This window comes from Streptomyces kronopolitis, from assembly GCF_050953795.1.
GTDB classification, from domain to species: Bacteria; Actinomycetota; Actinomycetes; order Streptomycetales; family Streptomycetaceae; genus Streptomyces; species Streptomyces kronopolitis_A.
In genome coordinates, this window is sequence record NZ_CP191850.1 from 1,041,370 (window position 1) to 1,056,560 (window position 15,191).

The 15,191-nt window shown below is 71.6% G+C and carries 17 protein-coding genes; 4 read left to right on the top strand and 13 right to left on the bottom strand.

Going from position 1 to position 15,191, the window contains the following annotated elements:
- Nucleotides 1-63: 63 nt before the first annotated feature.
- Nucleotides 64-861 (bottom strand): HAD-IIA family hydrolase, encoded by a 798-nt coding sequence (locus tag ACQP17_RS04195; RefSeq protein ID WP_433854989.1) that lies wholly within the window; start codon nt 859-861, stop codon nt 64-66.
- Between the two features lie 133 nt (nt 862-994).
- Here ACQP17_RS04195 and ACQP17_RS04200 point away from each other — a divergent pair, with 133 nt between their 5' ends.
- Complete coding sequence (locus ACQP17_RS04200) at nt 995-2,296, top strand: phosphoribosyltransferase family protein (protein WP_433854990.1); 1,302 nt, start codon at nt 995-997, stop codon at nt 2,294-2,296.
- 5 nt (nt 2,297-2,301) lie between these two features.
- On the opposite strand, the gene ACQP17_RS04205 is transcribed toward ACQP17_RS04200, so the two are convergent.
- From ACQP17_RS04205 to ACQP17_RS04220, 4 genes are all read right to left on the bottom strand, one after another.
- The gene (locus tag ACQP17_RS04205) at nt 2,302-2,625 is read right to left on the bottom strand and encodes a putative quinol monooxygenase (protein ID WP_189096971.1); all 324 of its coding nucleotides are present in this window, start codon (nt 2,623-2,625) and stop codon (nt 2,302-2,304) included.
- 14 nt (nt 2,626-2,639) lie between these two features.
- On the bottom strand, nt 2,640-3,536 hold the full coding sequence (locus ACQP17_RS04210) for a hypothetical protein (RefSeq protein WP_433854991.1): 897 nt from the start codon (nt 3,534-3,536) through the stop codon (nt 2,640-2,642).
- Nucleotides 3,537-3,954: 418 nt separating this feature from the next.
- Nucleotides 3,955-4,032 (bottom strand): 50S ribosomal protein bL37, encoded by a 78-nt coding sequence (locus tag ACQP17_RS04215; protein ID WP_370454205.1) that lies wholly within the window; start codon nt 4,030-4,032, stop codon nt 3,955-3,957.
- A 173-nt stretch (nt 4,033-4,205) separates the two neighbouring features.
- Entirely contained in the window at nt 4,206-5,417 is a 1,212-nt protein-coding gene (locus ACQP17_RS04220) for a 4-hydroxybenzoate 3-monooxygenase (protein WP_433854992.1), read from the bottom strand.
- Nucleotides 5,418-5,602: 185 nt separating this feature from the next.
- On the opposite strand from ACQP17_RS04220, the gene ACQP17_RS04225 reads away from it, so the two are divergent.
- Nucleotides 5,603-6,721 carry a PP2C family protein-serine/threonine phosphatase gene (locus ACQP17_RS04225; protein WP_433854993.1) on the top strand — a complete coding sequence of 373 codons (1,119 nt, stop codon included), beginning with the start codon at nt 5,603-5,605 and terminating at the stop codon, nt 6,719-6,721.
- Between the two features lie 76 nt (nt 6,722-6,797).
- Here the strand turns inward: ACQP17_RS04225 and ACQP17_RS04230 are convergent, their stop codons facing one another.
- The 7 genes from ACQP17_RS04230 to ACQP17_RS04260 all read right to left on the bottom strand — a co-directional run bounded on the left by ACQP17_RS04230 (nt 6,798) and on the right by ACQP17_RS04260 (nt 12,576).
- The gene (locus ACQP17_RS04230) at nt 6,798-8,102 is read right to left on the bottom strand and encodes an MFS transporter (RefSeq protein ID WP_433854994.1); all 1,305 of its coding nucleotides are present in this window, start codon (nt 8,100-8,102) and stop codon (nt 6,798-6,800) included.
- Nucleotides 8,103-8,105: 3 nt separating this feature from the next.
- Nucleotides 8,106-8,384 (bottom strand): MoaD/ThiS family protein, encoded by a 279-nt coding sequence (locus tag ACQP17_RS04235; protein ID WP_364876614.1) that lies wholly within the window; start codon nt 8,382-8,384, stop codon nt 8,106-8,108.
- Nucleotides 8,375-9,127, bottom strand: a complete 753-nt coding sequence (locus ACQP17_RS04240) for an HAD family hydrolase (protein ID WP_433854995.1) — start codon at nt 9,125-9,127, stop codon at nt 8,375-8,377. Before ACQP17_RS04240 ends, ACQP17_RS04235 begins: the two co-directional genes overlap by 10 nt.
- 20 nt (nt 9,128-9,147) lie before the next feature.
- Nucleotides 9,148-9,915 (bottom strand): HisA/HisF-related TIM barrel protein, encoded by a 768-nt coding sequence (locus ACQP17_RS04245; RefSeq protein ID WP_433854996.1) that lies wholly within the window; start codon nt 9,913-9,915, stop codon nt 9,148-9,150.
- Nucleotides 9,916-10,519: 604 nt separating this feature from the next.
- Nucleotides 10,520-11,176 carry a class F sortase gene (locus tag ACQP17_RS04250; protein ID WP_433854997.1) on the bottom strand — a complete coding sequence of 219 codons (657 nt, stop codon included), beginning with the start codon at nt 11,174-11,176 and terminating at the stop codon, nt 10,520-10,522.
- Nucleotides 11,177-11,223: 47 nt separating this feature from the next.
- On the bottom strand, nt 11,224-12,069 hold the full coding sequence (locus ACQP17_RS04255) for a hypothetical protein (protein WP_433854998.1): 846 nt from the start codon (nt 12,067-12,069) through the stop codon (nt 11,224-11,226).
- Nucleotides 12,070-12,303: 234 nt separating this feature from the next.
- Entirely contained in the window at nt 12,304-12,576 is a 273-nt protein-coding gene (locus tag ACQP17_RS04260) for a DUF3761 domain-containing protein (protein WP_364876605.1), read from the bottom strand.
- Between the two features lie 159 nt (nt 12,577-12,735).
- Here ACQP17_RS04260 and ACQP17_RS04265 point away from each other — a divergent pair, with 159 nt between their 5' ends.
- Both ACQP17_RS04265 and ACQP17_RS04270 read left to right on the top strand, forming a co-directional pair.
- On the top strand, nt 12,736-13,287 hold the full coding sequence (locus ACQP17_RS04265; RefSeq protein ID WP_433854999.1) for a kinase: 552 nt from the start codon (nt 12,736-12,738) through the stop codon (nt 13,285-13,287).
- 119 nt (nt 13,288-13,406) lie between these two features.
- Complete coding sequence (locus tag ACQP17_RS04270; protein WP_433855000.1) at nt 13,407-14,111, top strand: DUF2470 domain-containing protein; 705 nt, start codon at nt 13,407-13,409, stop codon at nt 14,109-14,111.
- Between the two features lie 19 nt (nt 14,112-14,130).
- Here the strand turns inward: ACQP17_RS04270 and ACQP17_RS04275 are convergent, their stop codons facing one another.
- Nucleotides 14,131-15,144: a DUF4331 family protein gene (locus ACQP17_RS04275; protein ID WP_433855001.1), complete on the bottom strand. Its 1,014-nt coding sequence runs from the start codon at nt 15,142-15,144 to the stop codon at nt 14,131-14,133.
- Between the last annotated feature and the right edge of the window lie 47 nt (nt 15,145-15,191).

A 15,191-nucleotide genomic window follows, 5' to 3' on the forward strand; every position in this document is an offset into this window, starting at 1 on the left:
GTTGACAGGCGCTTGGTGCAACGGGCCGGCGCGCGGGCAGGGTCGGCGCGCCGGGCGACAGACCTAGATCCCGAGCAGGCCGGGCAGATCGGCGAAGGAGTCGAGCACCCGGTCCGGTGTGCCGTCGGCCGCCCGGTGCGCCTGCGGCAGGTACTTTCCGGTCTTCACGAGCACGCCGGTGATCCGGCGGCGCTGGGCCGCCAGCACATCGGACTCGATGTCGTCCCCGATCATCAGCGCCTGCGACGCGGGGACACCGAGGTGCGCCAGCGCGGTGTCGAAGAACGCGGGTGACGGCTTGCCGGTGACCGTCGCCGTCACCCCGGCGGCCTGCTCCAGCCCCGGCAGAAAGGCTCCGGTGTCGAGGGCGAAGCCGTCCGCCGTGCGCCAGTACAGATTGCGGTGCATCGCGACCAGCCGGGCGCCCCGCTGGAGGTGCCGGAAGGCCCGGTTGAGCGCCGGATAACCGAATTCCGGGCCCGCACCGCCGAGCACGATCACCTCCGGCGCCGACCGGCCCGCGGCTTCCGCCTCCTCCCCGACGAGCCGCACCCCCGCCAGGTCCGCGGCGATCTCACCGCTGCTGATCAGCAGGCACCGGGCGTCGGGATGGTGCGCGCGCAGATAGGCGGCCGTCGCCGTGGGCGCGGTCAGGATGTCGTCGGCGCCCACCGGGAATCCCTCCCGGGCCAGGCGTCCGGCGACCGCCGCGCGGGTGCGGGAGGTGGTGTTGGTGACCAGCAGCAGCGGCAGTCCCGCGGCGCGCAGGCGTTCCATCGCCTCGACCGCGCCGGGCAGCGCCTTCCAGGAGACGGTGAGCACGCCGTCGATGTCGATCAGGGCCGCTCCGATTCCTTCCATACGCCGACGGTAGCCAGGTCCGGCCGCGGCCGCGGGGCACCACCGGCCCGACTTGCGCGGCCCCCTCGGATGGGGTTACTTCGAAGTGAGGTGTGGACGCAGCTTCCGTCTCCCCTGGGTAGGGGGTGCACACGTGCTGTTCACCGACCGCGCGGACGCCGGCCGCCGCCTCGCCGAGGCGCTGCGGCATCTGGCGGGGGAAGATCCCGTCGTGCTGGGCCTGCCCCGGGGCGGGGTCCCGGTGGCCTTCCAGGTGGCGCGGGCACTCCACGCGCCGCTCGATGTGATCGTGGTGCGCAAGCTCGGCGTGCCCTACCAGCCGGAGCTGGCCTTCGGTGCCATCGGCGAGGGGGGCGTGCGGGTGATCAGCGACGACATCGTCCGCCGCGGCCGCCTCGACGCCTCGGATCTGGCCTCCGTGGAACACGCCGAGGCGGCGGAACTCGCCCGGCAGGCGGAGCGATTCCGGGCCGGGCGGCAGCGGCTTCCTCTGGAGGGCCGCACGGCGGTCGTGGTGGACGACGGGGTGGCCACCGGCGCCACCGCGGCGGCCGCCTGTGAGGTGGTGCGGGCCCAGGGCGCGGCCCGCGTGGTGCTGGCGGTGCCCGTGGCGCCGCCGGACGCGGCCGAGCGGCTGCGCGCCGCCCTCGATGAATTCGTGTGCGTGTCCACCCCGTTCGGCTTCTCCGCCGTCGGCGAGTGGTACCGGGACTTCTCCCAGACCCCGGACGACGAGGTCGTCTCGCTGCTGGCGCGGGCCGCGGACGGTCCCGGGGCGGCGGACGGGCCGCAAAACGGCGGGGACGTGGCGCAGGAGGTGGCGATCGAGGCCTGCGGGGTGCGTCTGACCGGTGACCTGACGGTGCCGGCGGGCGCCGGGGCGGTGGTGATGTTCGCCCACGGCTCGGGCAGCAGCCGCCACAGCCCGCGCAACCGGCTGGTCGCCGCGGCGCTCCAGGAGGCGGGCCTGGGCACGCTGCTGTTCGACCTGCTCACCCCGGCCGAGGAGGGCAACCGGGCGAAGGTCTTCGACATCGAAACCCTCGCCGGGCGGCTGACGGAGGCCACCGGCTGGCTGCGGGGCCGCACCGCCGGCCCGGTCGGCTATTTCGGGGCGAGCACCGGAGCCGCGGCGGCGCTGCGGGCCGCCGCCGGCCCCGGGGCGGACATCGGCGCGGTGGTCTCCCGGGGCGGGCGTCCCGACCTCGCCGGGCCGGGGCTGTCCGGTGTCCGGGCGCCGACGCTGCTGATCGTGGGCGGCGACGACACCCTGGTCATCGATCTCAACCGCGCGGCGCAGGCGGCGCTGCGCTGCGAGAACCGGCTGGAGATCGTCCCCGGCGCCACCCATCTCTTCGAGGAGCCCGGTGCCCTCCAGCAGGTCGCCGAGCTGGCGCGGGAGTGGTTCCTGCGCCACCTGGTGAAAGGGGCGTAGCGCCCTCAGCCGAGGTCGAGTTCGCCCATCTTGCTCCAGCCGTCCGCGCCCTCGATGGTGGTGCTGACGATGTCGGGCGTGTGGCGCAGCAGCGGGCGCATCCGCTCGATTCCGGCGCGGAAGTGGTCGGAATTGACGTGCGCTTCGGCCGCGTCGTCCTGGAATGCCTCGACCAGGACATAGGTGTTGGGGTCGGCAATGCTGCGGGACCATTCGAACCACAGGTTGCCGGGCTCGGCGCGGGTGGCGCTGGTGAAGGATTCGACGTGCTGCGGCCACTCGTCGGCGTACTCGGGCTTTACGGGGAACTTGACGACGATGAAGATCATTCGGCGATTCTAGGTCACGGGCGATGGGATCCGCCGCCCCGGTCCGCGTTACCCGGCGCCTCCGTCTCCCGGCCCGCCGTGCCGCTTTCCGCGTCGGCCCCGGCCCCGTCCTCCGGAGTACGGCGCAGGGATTTGGTGAGCAGCACCCCCACCACGATCAGCGCCACACCCAGCCAGGTCGGCCCGCCGCCAGCGACGAGCACCACGATGCCCACCGGGATCAGATAGCCGGCCAGCGGGATGAACATGCTGCTCACCGGGGGCTCCGGTGGGCCGGGGACATGGTGTTCGCGCCGCCCGCGGGCCCGTATGACCTCCGGGTACCACTGGGTGAACTGCAGCGCGAGGATAATGGCCGCGATCTGGATGACCCAGCCCGTCCACAGGTTTTGGGAATTGTGCAGCACCAGGTCGCCGATGGCGCCCGATATCGCCGCGACTCCGAATGCGGCGCCCCATGCACCGGTGATGTAGTAGTTGGTGCGCAGGAATGCCGGATCGTCCCAGCGTTCACGGGGTACTTGCTCCCGCGCGTACTGGAGGGTGAACGGCACCCGGACCGCCATGGAGCCGAGGGCGATGGCCAGCAGCGCGATATTCGAGATTTCCCCGGAATAGTTCTCCAGCCAGCGATGGGTGCCGGCGGAGGCGAAAAGACCGATGACGGCCATCACCGCGAAGAAGACCACATCGGCCACTTCGAGGATCTTGAACGACGAGCCGGGTGCGCGGACCCGGCCGATGATGACGATCACGACGGCCAGCGCGAGGGCGATCCCGACCGCCAGCTCGAAGCGCCCCGGTCCGACGAGGACGGACATCGCGATCCAGGGCGACATACCGATGACGGGGCTGTCGAGAAACCGCGACAGCCGTCCGCCGGCGGCGGTTTCCCACCGGTCGCGTGACATGGCAACAGCCCCTCTCCGGGGACAACTCCTTTCACGTTAAACCGCTGCGGCGGCTCCCTCCACTCGGGCGCCGCGCGGGCCGGAGGCACGGCAGCGGGCGCGCTACGGGCCTGCGGCACGGGCGGTGGGAGGACCCGAGGGGGCGTCTCGGGGTCGGCTCAGGGGCGGATCGGGGAAGGGCCGGGGAGGTCCCGGAGGCCAGTGCGGCCGGGACGCGGAAGGCTGTCCGGCATGAGGTGTTCTTCGCTCTCCGGCAGGTCAGTTGCCGCCCGGTCCCCGCTCGCGAGGGCGTGGGAGCGGGTCCGGCGGCGCGGCCGCGCGCCCGCTGACACGACGGTGGGCTCCCGGTCTCCGCTGCGACACGGACACCAGGAGCCCACGGGCGCCCCCTCGGCGGGGGCCGGTCACCGTCCCGGCTTCAGGACTGCGGCCGCTTGCCGTGGTTGGCACCGTTCTTGCGGCGGGCCTTCTTCTTACGACGGCGCTTCGATGACATGTCGTCCCCTTCCTCGGAGTCCCAGCGATAGGTTTCGCCGAATTTCTACCACTTCACAACGGTATCTCGCCCGGCGATCACGAGGCCGCGTACCCGCAGCCGCGCGGCTCACCCCACCCCGAGGTGTGAATCAGCCCACGAAGTCCCTGCTCGGACGGGTGCGCGCGGCGGTCTCACAGGTCGGCGTCCTCCCCCAAGTAGAGCCCGGCGAACGCCTTTCCCGCAGACTCGGAACCCAGCAGCCGCCGCAGCCGCGCCGTCGCCGTACCCGCCCGGAAGCGGTCGCCGGACGAGGCGCCGTGCAGCACCTCCGACAGCCACTGAGAGAACTCCAGGTACTGCCAGGCCCGCCGCAGACACGCCTGGGAGTATCCGGCGAGAGCGCTGTCGTCGCCCCGGTAGTGCGCGATCAGCGCGTCACCGAGCAGCAGGGCGTCATGGAGCGCGAGGTTCATGCCCTTCGCGGCGATCGGCGCGACCAGGTGCGCCGCGTCGCCCGCCAGGTGCAGACGGCCGTGGACCATGGGCTCCACCACGTAGTTGTGCATGTCCAGGACCACCTTTTCGAGCAGCGGCCCTTCGGCGACCGGCGGGGCGCCCTCGGCGGCGAGCCGGGTGCGCAGCTCGTCCCACACCCGGGCGTGCGGCCAGTTGCCGGCGTCGTCGCCGGGCGGGACCTGGAGGTAGTAGCGGGTGACCTCGGGGCTGCGGGCCATGTGGGCGCCCAGCCCGCGCTCGTGGATGCCGAAGATCACGCCGTCCGCGGACGGCGGCGCCTCGGCGAGGAGGGCGAGCCAGGCGACACCGTGGTCGTAGCGCGTGAGGACCGTGCGGCCGTCGGGTATGGACGCCCGGGTGACCCCGCGCGCGCCGTCGCAGCCCGCGATGAAGTCGCACGCGATCCGGTGCCGCTCGCCGGTCGCCGGGTCGGTGTAGGACACCGCGGGCCGGTCGCCCTCGATGTCGTGCAGCCGCACGTCCCGTACTCCGAAGCGCACCTCGCCGCCCGCCGTGTCGGCGTAGGAGGCGAGCAGATCGGTGACCAACAGCGGCTGCGGATAGACGAAGTGACGCCGCCCCGACAGCTCCGCCGTCCGCACGGTGTGCCGCTCCCCGTCGAAGCGGAACTCGAACTCGCCCTGGGTCTCGGCCCGTTCGAGGAGCCGGTCGGCCAGCCCGTGCCGGGCCAGCGCGCGCACCACCCACTCCTCCATGAATCCCGCCCGCGGCCGCTGCTCGATGAACTCCCGGCTCTCCGCCTCCAGCACCACGCAGTCGACCCCGGCGGCGCGCAGCAGGTTCGCCACGGTGAGCCCGGCCGGGCCCGCGCCGACGATGACGACGCCGGTGCGGGTGAGGGGGAGGGAGGGGGCGGAGGAGGACACGTCGCGGTGTTCCCTTCGGAGCGGGGAGAAAGATCGCAGGCAGTATGGCGGTTGACGGCCGCGGCCGAGCGGGCGCCCCGGCGATCAAACCGCCGTCACCCCGCCGCTCCCGGGCGGTCACCCTGCGTCGCCCGGCCGACCGGGTCTGCCGGGCGCACGGGGCGGGACAGGTGTAAGGAAGAGATATGAGCGTCCGGCGCGCTGTCACCTCTCCCGGCGGACCCTGGCGGCTGGGCCGTGGGCTGATCGCCCTCCCGCTCGTGCTCATCGCGGTGATCACCGTGATCGACATCGACATCCCGGAGACCATCCACCTGGGACCATTCCTGGTGGCGGCGCCCGCGATCACCGCGTCGTTCGCCGGTCCCGGCGTCACCGGCGCGGTAGGCGTCCTGGCGGTGGGGGCCCAGGTCCTCATCGGCCAGCTGCACGGCGGTCTGCTGACCCCCAACCATCAGGCCCAGATCGCCGCCCTCATCGTGATCTCCATCATCGTCACGCTCTTCCGCCATCTCCGCGACCGGCGCGAGCGGCAGCTGCACCAGATACGGTCGGTGTCCGCCGCGGCGCAGGAGGTGCTGCTGCGGCCGCTGCCGCACCGGGCCGGACCGCTGCGGATCGCGTCCATGTATCTGGCGGCGGAGGCCGAGGCGCAGATCGGCGGTGACCTGTATGCGGCGGTGCCCGCGCCGGGCGCGATCCGGCTGGTCGTCGGTGATGTCCGCGGCAAGGGACTGTCCGCCGTCGGTGAGGCCACGGTGCTGGTCGGTGCCTTCCGCGGGTCCGCCTATCGCAACCTCCTGCTGCCCGGCATCGTGGAGCATCTGGGCAACTCCGTGTACTGGAACGCGACCCACCTCGACGGCGCCGATCCCGACACCGCGGAGTCCTTCGTCACCGCCGTGATCGTCGACGTCCACACCGACGGCCCGTTCATCGAGATGGTGAACTGCGGGCACCCGCCGCCCCTGCGGCTCCGCGACGGCACCGTCGAGCCGCTGGAGGTCGCCGAGCCCGCCCTCCCGCTGGGCCTGAGCGCCGCCGAAGAGAGCGACTTCCGGGTGGAGAGATTCGGCTTCTCGCCCGGCGACCTGCTGCTGCTCCACACCGACGGGGTCATCGAGGCGCGCGATCACACCGGCACGTTCTATCCGCTGCTCGACCGCCTCACGTCCTGGAACGAGACCGACCCCACGGCCCTGATACGCCGGCTCCGCCACGACCTGCTCCGCCACGCCGGCGGCACCCTGGGCGACGACGCGGCCGCCATCGCCATCGCGGCTGATCCGGAGTCCGCGACGTAGGGGTGGGGGCGGGGCAGGGCGGCCGCGTGCACGACGGGGGCGGGGCGGGTGCCCTCCGCGGCCGGGCACCCGCAGCTCAGCCCCCGCCCCCGTCCGCCGCAAGCGCCTCGCGGCCCGGCTCCCCGCCCGACTCTCGCGGCGTGCCCGGCTCTCCCGGCGTGCCCCGTCCGTCCACGGTGACCAGGAGCAGTGCGGCCACGATCAGCACCGCCTGTACGGCGAACGCGGTCGACACACCGACCCGGTCGGACAGTGCCCCCAGTGCCAGCGGCGCGGCCATGATCGCGGAGTTCACCACGAGTTGGTTGCGGGCGGCGGCGAGGTCGGAGCGGTCCGGCGCGGCGGCGATGGCGTGCGAGAAGCTGAGCGGGAAGAGGTTGGCCACCCCCGCTCCCGCGACCAGCAGCGCGCCACAGGACAGCACCAGCGTGTGCGAGGACCACAGGAGTCCCAGTCCCGCCGCGGCGAGCAGGAGGGAACCGGTCAGCAACCGGGGCGCCTTGCCCTGGTCGGCCACCAGCCGGCTGCCCGCCGTACGCCCGGTCAGGATGCCCACGGCGAAGAGCGTCATGAGGGTGGCCGCATGGCCGATGCCCAGCCCCAGACGGCTCACCAGCAGGGGCGCCCCGTAGAAGACCGTCCCGAACTCGATCCCCGCCGCGGCCCCCAGAGCGGCGGAACGCAGCCAGAAGCGGCCGGGCAGACGGCCCGGGCGCACGACGCCCGCGGCGGGGCCCCCATCGGGCAGGGGCCTGCCCCGGCCCAGAAGGAAGAGGACGGCGAAGGCCGCGACCGGCAGCGTCAGGCCCGCGCGCCAGCCGGCGTCCGTGCCGCCCAGCGAACCGATCAGGGCGGGCGCGAGCACCGCGGCCAGGCTCGCGGCCGCGTTCGCCTCCACCAGCGCCCGGTCGCGGTGCGCGGAATGGTGGACCGAGAGCAGCGCCAGGCTGGACGTCTGGAGCATGGGTCCGGTGACGCCCAGCAGGGCCGTGGCGGCGAGGGTGAACGCGACGGTGCTGCCGACGGCGAGCAGCACGGCGCCGCACGCGGTGCCGAGCACGGACAGCCAGAACAGCCGGTGCCGGCCGAGGCGGCGCAGGGCCTGCGTGAAGAAGAGCCCGGACAGCACGCTGCCGGCGGCGAACGTGGTGGAGTGCAGGCTCATGACCAGGTAGCTGAAGCCCAGGTCACGCCGGAGGAGGGTGAGGAAAGGGGCGAGGGCGTACAGGCAGTAGGCGTAGGCCGCCAGGCTGGTGTACCCCAAAGCAGTGAGGCGATCACGCCGGAAGTCCGGCCCCACGCGGCGGGCGGAGGGGTCGGGCGGGGCGGCCGCGACCGTCCCGCGCGGGGCGGTGGGTCCGCGTCGTCGCGGGACGGTCATGGGTCAACAGCCTCCGGCGACGGCGGGAATGACGGTGATCAGCGATCCGTCCGGCGTGGCCGTGCGCAGGCTGTCGGCCGCGCGGATGTCCTCGTCCTCCACGTAGACGTTGATGAAGCGGCGCAACTTCCCGTCGTCGTCCAGGATGCGTGCGCAGATTCCCGGGAAGTCGCCTTCGAGCGCGGTGAACGCCTCGCCGACGGTTCCGGTGTTCAGCGACACCTCCGCCGCGCCGGCGGTGTAGGAGCGCAGGACCGTGGGAATCCGGACTGTCACCGGCATGGTGAGCCCCCTTCTGGGTCGGTTGCCGTGGTCGGGGTCACCGGTCGGTGCCCCGCGGTGGAGCCGATGTGCAGGTCTTCCCGGTCCGCCACGTTGAGGACCGCTCCGGTCGCCTGCCGGCGGAAGGACACCGCCTCGAAGCCCGGGACGGCGTGGCGGGCCCCGTTCGCACGCAGCGGCGCCGGGTCGAGCCGGCTCACCGCGACGCAGGTGGCGCCGGCCGCGGTGGCCGCCCGCACCCCGCCGGAGGTGTCCTCGAAGACCAGGCAGGCGGCGGGCGACAGGCCCAGGCGGCGGGCCGCCAGCAGATAGCAGTCCGGCGCGGGCTTGCCGCGGGCGGATTCGCCCCAGGTCACGGTGGCGCCGAAGAGCCCCGCCAGCCCGAGCGTCCGCAGCGCGGCCTCCGCCCGGGTGGCGGAGGCCCCGGTGACGAGGGCGAGCGGTACGCCCGCGCCGGCCAGGTCGTGGACCAGCTCGGAGGCATGGGGAACCGGCGTGAACGCCAGGCCGGGCTCGGACTCACGCACCCGGGTCAGGACTTTCGCCCGGTCGGGTGGCGTGAGCGGGGCGAACACGGTCTCGACGGTGTGCTCGGGGACGCAGCCGTAGACATGCGCCGCGAAGTCCCTTTCGCTGATGGTCAGTCCGTGTTCCGAGGCCAGCTGGTTCCACAGGTCGGCGATGGCTCGGTCCGTATCGACCAGGACGCCGTCCATGTCGAACAGCACGCCAGAAAACTGCACGGTGATACCTCCGTTGTGCCTTACTTGTCGAGCGGGCCGACGAGGTCCTGGTCGGCGGCGAGACGCCCGGCCTCCACGGCCAGCCGCATCGATTCCGCGAGCCTGGTGGGTGACGGGGCCTGCGCCACGGCCGTGTTGACCAGTACGGCGTCGGCACCCAGCTCCATCGCGCGGACGACCTGGGCGGGAGTGCCCAGGCCGCCTTCGAGGACCACCGGTATGGAGACGGCCGCCATGGTCTCCCGCACCGCGCGCTCGTCCACCACGCCCCGGGCACTGGCGACGGGCGAACACATGACACGGACGGCGGCACAGCCGGCCTTCTCCAGTGCGACGGCCGTGGCGGGGTCGGGCAGGATGAACGGCAGGACGTCGAAGCCCTCCGCAATCAGCTCCGCGGCCGCCGTGACGGTCTGGGCGTTGTGCGGCAGGTTGTCCGAGGGGCGTACATCGAGCTTCATGATGTCGATGCCGTAGGAGTCCCGCAGCCGGCGCGCGGTGAGCAGGGCGTCCTGCCGGGAGCGGGCGAAGGACGTGGTGCCGATCCACACGTAGTCGTCGAGTCCGACGGCCTCGTCCAGGTCCGACATCAGCAGGCTGGGCTTGGTCTGCTCCAGGTCGAAGGTGGTGATGAAGACATCACACGCCGCGCTGCGCAGGACCTGGCTGACGAGGGTGGGGTCGGTGTACTGCTCGATGCCGAGGATGAGCCGGGACCGGAATTCGCGACCGCGGAGAGAGAGCCAGGGCTCAGCGGTAACAGCAGTGCCCAGGGCAGCCGTTGACATAAGTTCTCCTTTGAGTATGCGAAAGAGCGGTGGCATGGATCGAGTGGAATCAGTGGCACCGAACATCTATTCCGCTCACGAATGCGTCCCCTCATACCGCGACTGCCGCACTCTCCACTCATCGAGTTGCCGTCCGCGGTGTGAATCGACGGACGGGATCTTGGTCTCGCCACCCCCAACTGTCAACCGTAAAAGGTGAGTTAAGGGAACCGTTCAGTCCGTTCCGGGGCCGCCCCTGCCCCTGTGACCTGCGGCGGCTCCGCGACCGACCGGCGCCGCACGCAGTGCCGGAGGGCGCACCGCAGGCGCCGTTCCGCAAAATTCCGGGTTCCTGCGGGTCCGATCAATACCCTGACCTGGGATTCACCTTCTGTTCACACCCTGTCGCCCTCAGAACGCCGAAAGCGGCACCTGACATTGACCAAGAGGGCCTGTCAATTGGCTGGATTCCTCTGCTGAATGCCGGGGCCGCAATGACCGAACGAAGGATTCCGTACGAGCCGCACAATGCGCCGCCCCTCCACAGCGAAGCCGGCGGCCCGGTCGCCCGGAGAGGGCACCGCACCGCCGGCCGTTCGCCCGCCGGGGCCTCGGATGACCGTCGCTACGCGCGGCCGGTGAGGCTGGCGAACACCACCAGGTTGTCGGGGTAGTAGTGCTTGCCCTGGTCGTACCGGCCGCCGCAGGTGATCAGGCGGAGTCCGGCGTGATCGAGGTTCTTGTACACCTGGAGTGTGGGGAACTTGTTCTTCGGGTACTGCGCGACGCGGTCGACGGTGAACTTCGCCGTGCTCCCGTCCTGCCGGGTGACCTCGATCGCGTCACCGGCCTTCATCTTCGACAGCGCGTGGAACACCGCCGGCCTGCCGTTCCAGGTGACATGACCGGCGATCACGGCCGGCCCCTGCGAGCCCGGCGTCGGCCCCGGCTCGTACCAGCCCGCCTTGTCGGGATCCCGGGGAGTCTGCATGGCGCCGTTCTTGTGCTGGCCCAGCGACTCCAGCGGGGAGGACACCTGGAGCGCGGGGATGGAGAGCCGCTCCGGAGCCGACTTCGGCATCGCGGCCGCGGGCTTCCCGGCGGCGTCTCCCCCGGGCGCGCCGTCGTGGTTCGGCCGGCCGCCGCCCGGAGCGGGCTGCTCCACGGGGGCCGACCGGGGCGGCGTGTCCGGCCCGCCGCATCCGGCGACGAGGAGGGACGCCACCGCCGCGGCGACCGCCCATGCGGTGGCGCGGCGGCCCCGTCGGCCGGTGGTGCGCACGAAGTCCCCACTCCGGCGGCTCACAAGGCTCTCGCGACTCATGCGGCTCACGCGGCGCCCCCGTTGCTCCCGCTCCTTACGGTCGGCCCGGTCGGCCCGGTGAGGAGCACGCCCCGCCGTCGTCGCGCGAAGGCCAGCACCCCGGTCAGCGCCACGAAGGCGACTCCGCCGGCGCCGAGCACCGCGGCGGGCACCCCCTTCTCCTCGACGGGACCGGTCCCGGTCTCGACGCCGCCGACCGGAATGGAGCCCACCGCGGCGCCCCGGACCTCACCGCAGTTGGTGGGGGCGGTGGCCTCCTGGGGCAGTTTGGGATCGAGTTCGCTCTTGCCCGCGCCCTGGAAGTCATAGGTGTTGTTGTGGTTGCGGTCGATGCCGTGCTGCACGATGTGCAGATCCTTGATGTGGTCGACGACCGCCTGGGAGACGGGGATCGTGCGCTCGTAGGAGAGCTTTCCCTGTGCGTCGGCCGTGGGCATGCGGTCGACGGCGAGGCCGCTGCCCATCGCGTCCGTGGGCCCCTTGGTGGTGAGCGAGATATTGATGTTGCCGTAGTCGACCGTGGCTTCGGTGTTGGTGAGGACACCGTCGCCGTCGGTGTCGTCACTCGCGTCCGGGCAGTGGAAGTCGTGGCCGTCGGTGGAGCCGTGGAGGTGCTGGGCTGAGGGCTGCCCGGGCACCAGCCCTTCCGACTCGATCTTCACGGTCAGCTGATGGCCCTTGATGCTCAGCATCGCCGTGCCCTTGGAGCCGGAATTGTTCAGCTGCGACAGGTTGATCTGGTACGCCCCGTCGCCCTCGGCGACGGCCGGGGACGAGGCACCGGCGGTGAGGGCCAGGGCAGCGGGCAGAGCAACGAGTGCGGCGAGTCGGCTGGTGCGCTTGGTTATCACGTTCGTTCCTTTTCCGGCGGCCTCCGCGGAGGAGGGGGGACCGCACGTCGTCCGGGTTCGAAGCGACACCTCAGCGAGGCATCAGCCGTGATTCGGAGCCACAACCTCCGTGGATGGGTGACGACTTGAAAAAGTTTTGTGCCGCTTCACCGGCCTCCCCACACACGCCGATGCCCCACCCGGTGATGTCGGGTGGGGCATCGGTCTGCCGAGGCCGCGAGGCCCCGGGTCCGGCTACTTGAACCAGTACCGCACGCCGTGGTGGTGGCTGCAGGTGCCGGAGAAGTGACGGCTGTAGGACCAGGTGCCGTCCTTGCACTTGGCCATGACGCCCGCGGGGTGCTTGACGTGGGTGCCGCAGGTGCCGGTGGTGTGGTGGGCGCAGTGGACGGTGGCGGCCTGGGCGGTGCCGGCACTGAAGGTGACCGGCGCGATCACCGCGGCGGCGAACGCGGCGGCCGTAAGGGCGCTGCGGATGCGCCGTGCCGGACGAGTGGAGTTGAGCAAGGTGCCCCCCTGGTGGTTCTGACTGGAGGCTTGAGTGTGGCGCGCGGGTGTTCCGCATGTGAGGGAAAGTTGACCGTTGTGATGGATGTGTGACCTTCGGGAGCAAAAGGTCATCGTGGGCACATGGGCAGGCACATGGGCCGGCCCGATGATGGGGGCATGAATCCGAAGACAACGGCGGCCGCCCGGACGCGACTTGTGGTGCTGCGCGGGAACAGTGCCTCCGGCAAGAGCTCCGTCGCCGCCGGCCTGCGCGAGCGGTACGGGCGGGGCATCGCCCTGGTCGGCCAGGACAATCTCCGTCGCGTGGTGCTGCGCGAGCACGACATCCCCGGCGGCGCGAACATCGGCCTGATCGATCTGACCGTGCGGCACGCCCTGGCGCACGGCTTTCACGTCGTGCTGGAGGGCATCCTGTCCGTCGCGCACTACGGGGACATGCTCGCCACGCTCCTCGCCGACCACCCGGGCCGCACTCACGGCTTCTACCTGGACGTCCCGTTCGAGGAGACCCTCGTCCGGCATGCCACCAAGCCGATCGCCGACACGATCGGCGAGACGGTGCTGCGCTCGTGGTACCGGCCGCTCGATCTGCTGCCCGGCGGCGTCGAGACGGTCATCCCCGCGACCAGCTCCCTGGACAGGACCATCGACCGGGTGATGCGGCAGTCCGGTCTCGCCGAGCCCGCCGGGCGGGAGATCGGCGGCTGACACGCGCCGGCCACGCCCTCCTCACGCGCCCGCCGACTACCCGAACCTCACGCCATAAGTTAGGTTAGGCATACCTAAGTAATCCACTTGGTGTCTTCCTACCCGCGCCTGGAGCCCGGATGCGTCCCTTCAGCAACCGCGCCGCCACCCCGACCGCCGCCGAACGCGTCCGGTCGATCCTGGCTGCCGCCCATTCGATGACCGTGGTGAGCGACGGGCAGCACACCGAAGTGCGCCGCCTCGACGGCACGGGGGCGATGGGCCACTTCCACCTGCACGCACCGTTCGAGGGTCCCGAAGCCCAGACGGCGACGCGCGTCCCGGTCCGCCTGGAGCTCACCGACATCGCCCCCACCGCCGTACGCGACCGCCTGCGTGCCCGCGTCACGGTGACCGGACTGCTCATCGAGCCCTACAGCCCGCAGGCCACGACGAGCACCTGCATGGAGTTCGGGCAGGCCGTCCTCGAGGACGCGCAGGGGCGCACCTACGTCACCCTCCACGCGCTCGGGGCGGCCGACGTCGACCCGATCGCGACCAGCGAAGCGGGCATGCTGACCCACTTCGTCGACGACCACTGCGAATTCGTTCCGCTGCTGCTGCGCCTGGTCCACCCCCAGCCGGACAGCGGCATGCTGCGTGCCCTCCCGGTGGCGATGGACCGCTACGGCGTGACTCTGCGCCTGGAATACCCGCACACCCACCACGACGTCCGGCTGCCGTTCAAAACCCCGGTGACCGACATCGAGCAGGCCGGCCCCCAGATTCACGCCCTCCTGGCCACCGCACGCCGCATCTCCCACACCGGCCACCTGCTGACCTGACCCGCCGGGCGGCGCGCACTCACATGCCCTTGGGGTGCGGATTGCCCAGGTAGGGGAACTCGTTCAGCAGGTCGGTATGGGGTGCGAGCCCGGTGGGAGGGATGTCGCCCGCCGAGAGGAACGCGAGCCGGTAGTTGATGACGTCATCGGTGAAGACGCGCCCGTTGGGATACTGCGCGGGCTTCGAGGGGTCGAAGGACAGCATGTCGGGGAGGATGCGGTCGGCGTCGATCGCCGCGATCGCCGCTTCCCGGGTGTAGTTGCCGGTGTGCCCCATGAGGTGGACGAACAGATCGGTCCAGCGCTCGCGGTCGTTCACCGGTTCGCCGGCGTTGTACTCCTCCTTGGTCTCGTCGGTGTTGAAGAAGCTGCTGACGGACGGGTGCCCCGCACGGTCGGCGTGGACGAGCCGGCCGTCCTTCCGCACGCTGCAACGGCCCCAGATGCGGATCTCGGGGTCGGCGCGCAGCTCGCTCGTCGGCAGTTCCACCACCGTCGAGAACACATTGGCCTCCGTGTTCGAGTCCACACCGGTCCACGGCGATTCGCCGCCGAGGTGGGGCGCGGTGAAGTTTCTGCCGCCGCGGGTGTCGAAGAGGTTCTTGATCCCGTCGAAGTCGAAGAAGAAGGCATCGCTGCGGCTGCCGGCGAAGAAGGTGTAGGGGCCGGCGGTGACGCGGTGCGCCTCCGTGCCGAAGGACACCTCGGCGTCGGCGACGACCTTTTCTCCGACGGCTTCGGCCGAGCGCGCCTCCTCGCCCTTCGCGAGGAAGACGCTGAAGGTCTGGCGGCCGTCTCGCGGGGGCGAGAAGACATAGCTGATCGCGAGGTCGGCGAGGCAGTCACCGTCATTGTCGATGTTGAGGCGGTAGACGGCGTCGGGGTGCAACGCGTCGGCCTGGGGATTCGCGTTGAGGATGAGCACCGTCCTCGCCGGGTCGGCCGGGGACTGGAAGGCATAGAGGTCACAGAGGTCGAGCCGTTGGTCCCCGAGCGGTGCGCCCAGGCTGAGACCGGTGAAGTGATTCGACATCCTGCAGGTCCTTTCGCTGCTGCCGGACCGCGTGCCGGACGGTGCCG